4 protein-coding genes, 1 tRNA gene and 1 pseudogene are annotated in these 3720 nt (G+C 67.4%); all 6 read left to right on the top strand.

Annotated elements, in window-relative coordinates:
* The coding region (locus AC1D01_RS24850) for a tetratricopeptide repeat protein (RefSeq protein ID WP_477871105.1) at positions 1–765 on the top strand (765 nt) is incomplete at its 5' end.
* The gene (locus tag AC1D01_RS24845) at positions 762–1301 is read left to right on the top strand and encodes a lipoprotein insertase outer membrane protein LolB (RefSeq protein WP_477871103.1); all 540 of its coding nucleotides are present in this window, start codon (positions 762–764) and stop codon (positions 1299–1301) included. The genes AC1D01_RS24850 and AC1D01_RS24845, both read left to right, overlap by 4 nt.
* A 15-nt stretch (positions 1302–1316) precedes the next feature.
* Positions 1317–2207 (top strand): 4-(cytidine 5'-diphospho)-2-C-methyl-D-erythritol kinase, encoded by an 891-nt coding sequence (gene ispE / locus AC1D01_RS24840; protein WP_477871101.1) that lies wholly within the window; start codon positions 1317–1319, stop codon positions 2205–2207.
* A 74-nt stretch (positions 2208–2281) separates the two neighbouring features.
* Positions 2282–2358, top strand: a tRNA-Gln gene (locus tag AC1D01_RS24835).
* 151 nt (positions 2359–2509) lie between these two features.
* On the top strand, positions 2510–3472 hold the full coding sequence (locus AC1D01_RS24830) for a ribose-phosphate pyrophosphokinase (RefSeq protein WP_056809748.1): 963 nt from the start codon (positions 2510–2512) through the stop codon (positions 3470–3472).
* A 105-nt stretch (positions 3473–3577) separates the two neighbouring features.
* Positions 3578–3720 (top strand): annotated as a pseudogene (locus tag AC1D01_RS24825) (50S ribosomal protein L25/general stress protein Ctc); the annotation flags it as partial.

Genomic DNA, 3720 nt, shown 5'->3' with positions numbered 1-3720 from the left:
GGGCTGGTGCAGGCCTACCTGCTGCTGTCGCAGGCGGCCGAGCAGCAGCGCGACTATGCCGGCGCCGAAGCCTGGCTGAAGAAGGTCGACAGCCCGCAGCGTGCGCTCGAGGTGCAGACCCGGCGCGCGTCGCTGCTGGCGCGCCAGGGCAAGGTCAAGGACGCGCGGGAGCTGATCCGCCGCGCCCCCGAGAAGACGACCGAGGATGCGCGCTCCAAGTTGCTCGCCGAGGCGCAGATCCTGCGCGACGTGAAGCAATGGAACGAGGCGAACACCGTGCTGGCCAAGGCGAACCAGCGCTTCCCGAACGATCCCGACCTGCTGTACGAGCAGTCGATGATGGCCGAGAAGCTGAACCGCATGGACGAGATGGAGCGCCTGCTGCGCCGCGTCATCGAGCTGAAGCCCGATCACCACCATGCGTACAACGCGCTGGGCTATTCGCTGGCCGAGCGCAACCAGCGCCTGCCCGAGGCGCGCGACCTGATCCGCAAGGCGCTCGACCTGGCGCCGGGCGAACCCTTCATCACCGACAGCCTGGGCTGGGTCGAGTACCGGCTGGGCAACCGCAGCGAAGCGCTGCGCCTGCTGCAGCAGGCCTACCGCTCGCGGCCGGATGTCGAGATCGCCGCCCACCTGGGCGAGGTGCTGTGGATCAGCGGCCAGCGCGACGAGGCCCGCAAGGTGCTGCGCGATGCGCGCACGCGCGACAACGCGAACGACGTGCTGAAAGAGACGCTCGCGCGCTTGCGGGTCGACCTGTGACGCTGCGTGCCCTGGCAGCGCTGCTGGCCGGCGCGGTGCTGGCTGGCTGCGCGACGCTGCAGCCGGTCACGCCGCCCGCGTCGTCCGAGAGCTTGTCGGGGCGGATGTCGGTGAAGGTCGATGCGACGCCGTCGGCCGCGGCGCGCTCGGTCAGCGCCAGCTTCGAGCTGCAGGGCACGCCGCAGGACGGCCGGCTCGACCTGTCGACGCCGCTCGGCACGACGATCGCGCAGGCCCGCTGGTCCGGGCGCCAGGCGCTGCTGACCACCGGCGGCGAGCAGCGCGCCTACCCCGACCTCGATTCGCTGACGCAGGACATGCTCGGCGAGAGCCTGCCGATCGTCGCGCTGTTCGACTGGCTGCGCGGCCGCGCCTGGGCCGGCGCGCCGAGCCGCCCGGCGGTGCCGCCGGCCGACGCCGGCTTCCAGCAACTGGGCTGGGACGTGAACCTGGCCCGCTTCGACGAAGGCTGGGTGATCGCCCAACGCGTGCAGGCGCCCGCCGTCGTCGTGCGCGCCCGCATCGACCGCCCCTGACACCGCTCCCGCCCGATGAGCCTGACCGCCTTGTACGACGTGGCCGCGCCGGCCAAGCTGAACCTGTTCCTGCACATCATCGGCCGGCGCGCCGACGGCTACCACCTGCTGCAATCGGTCTTCGTGCTGATCGACTGGGCCGACACGCTGCACCTCGAACTGCGTCGCGATGGCCGACTGGCGCGCCACGATTTGAGCGCCACGCTGCCGGCCGACGACCTGTGCCTGCGCGCGGCGCGTGCCTTGCAGGCGGCGTCGGGCACCGCGCTCGGCGCCGACATCTCGATCGACAAGCAGGTGCCCTGGGGTGCCGGCATGGGCGGCGGCAGCTCGGACGCAGCCAGCACGCTGCTGGCGCTGAACCGGCTGTGGCAGCTCGGCTGGCCGCGCGAGAAGCTGATGGCGCTCGGCCTGACGCTGGGGGCCGACGTGCCGTTCTTCCTGGCGAATTCGGAAAAGGGCAGCGCCTGGGTCGAGGGCATCGGCGAGAAACTGACCCCCCTCGACCTGCCCGCACAGTGGCTGGCGGTCGTGAAACCGGCCGCGAGCATCGAAACCCGTGGCATCTTTCTCAGCCCGCTGTTGGCTCGCAATACAGATGCTGCTATAGTCGCAGGCTTCCTTGAGGACGGCGGAATACAACGCCTTCTTGACGGGTTCGGTCGCAACGATTTGCAGCCACCTGCCGAGAGCCAGTGTTCCGAAGTGGCGCAAGCCGCCCGTCTGCTCGAGGCTCGCTTCGGCAACAGCCGCATGACGGGCTCCGGCAGTGCGGTGTTTTCGAGAGTCATGAGTAAAAGCGGTACAGCCGACGTACCCACGGCGACAATGCCGACGGACCTGCCGTCGGGTTGGGTGGGTCGGATGTGCCGAAGTCTGGTGCGGCATCCCTTGCAGGGCTGGTAGAGCCTGCAAAGCTGACGCAGAGACTGAAAAAGTTGAAGGTGGATCGCGCTCCGATGATCGCGGTCAACCGGTGTAGGGGAGTCGCCAAGTTGGTCAAGGCATCGGATTTTGATTCCGACATGCGAGGGTTCGAGTCCTTCCTCCCCTGCCAAATTCTTTGATGTGTCTTGTTTCCCGGTGCTCAGACCAGCGCACGCGGGGCTGAAACGGAAGGGTGGGTGCGCTGGACCATGAATGCGCCCCTCGCTGCGCCGATCAACGCACCCCGCAACGCACACAGCAAGAGCGTCGACGGAGGAAACGTGCTTTTCAACACCGTGCTGTTCACCGGCAATGCCAATCCCGCCCTCGCGCAGGAGATTGCATCGCATCTCGGCATCGAACTCGGCAAGGCTTCGGTCGGCCGCTTCTCCGACGGTGAAGTCGCCATCGAGATCCAGCAGAACGTCCGCGCACGCGACATCTTCGTCGTCCAGCCGACCTGCGCGCCGACGAACGAGAACCTGATGGAGCTGTGCATCATGGTCGATGCACTGAAGCGCGCCTCGGCCCGCCGCGTGACGGCCGTGATCCCCTACTTCGGCTATGCGCGGCAAGACCGCCGCCCGCGCTCGACGCGCGTGCCGATCAGCGCCAAGGTCGTCGCCAACATGCTCGAGGCCGTCGGCGTCGAGCGCCTGCTGACGATGGACCTGCACGCCGACCAGATCCAGGGCTTCTTCAACATCCCGGTCGACAACATCTACGCGTCGCCGGTGCTGCTGTCCGACCTGCAGAGCAAGCGCTATCAAGACCTCGTGGTCGTGTCGCCGGACGTCGGCGGCGTGGTGCGCGCGCGGGCGCTGGCCAAGCAGCTCGGCTGCGACCTGGCCATCATCGACAAGCGCCGCCCGAAGGCCAACGTCTCCGAGGTCATGCACGTGATCGGCGACATCGACGGCCGCAACTGCGTGATCATGGACGACATGATCGATACCGCCGGCACGCTGGTGAAGGCGGCCGAGGTGCTGAAGGAGCGCGGCGCGAAGAACGTCTATGCGTATTGCACGCACGCGGTGTTCTCCGGCCCGGCGATCGAGCGCATCAAGGGCTCGCAGCTCGACGAAGTCGTCATCACCAACACCATCCCGCTCAGCGACGAGGGCAAGACCTGCTCGAAGGTGCGTCCGCTGTCGGTGGCATTCCTGTTCGCCGAAACCATCCGCCGGATCTCCGACGGTGAATCGGTGACCTCCTTGTTCGCGGAACAGAACAGCAATTTCTGATCCGCAGACGACGGCTTGCGCTTCGGCGCCGGCCGAGTTCGCGGGGCCGCAAGGCCCCATTCGAGACACCTGGTCGCGGGTGTCTTCCAATCTTTTGGAGTCAACATGAAATTCGTCGCATTCGAGCGCAAGCTGCAGGGGACCGGAGCGAGCCGCCGCCTGCGCTTGGCTGAAAAAGTCCCCGGCATCGTCTATGGCGCCGGCACCCCTTCGATGATCGAACTCGATCACAACGCGCTGTTCCATGC

This window comes from Rhizobacter sp. P3_B12 (assembly GCF_056402895.1).
The sequence above is the reverse complement of the archived record's forward strand: the minus strand, read 5'-3'. Positions and strand labels throughout refer to the sequence as shown.

Excerpts from the sequence above, each read along its gene's own strand:
- ispE (WP_477871101.1), top strand. The coding sequence starts at position 1,317 with ATGAGCCTGACCGCCTTGTACGACGTGGCCGCGCCGGCCAAGCTGAAC.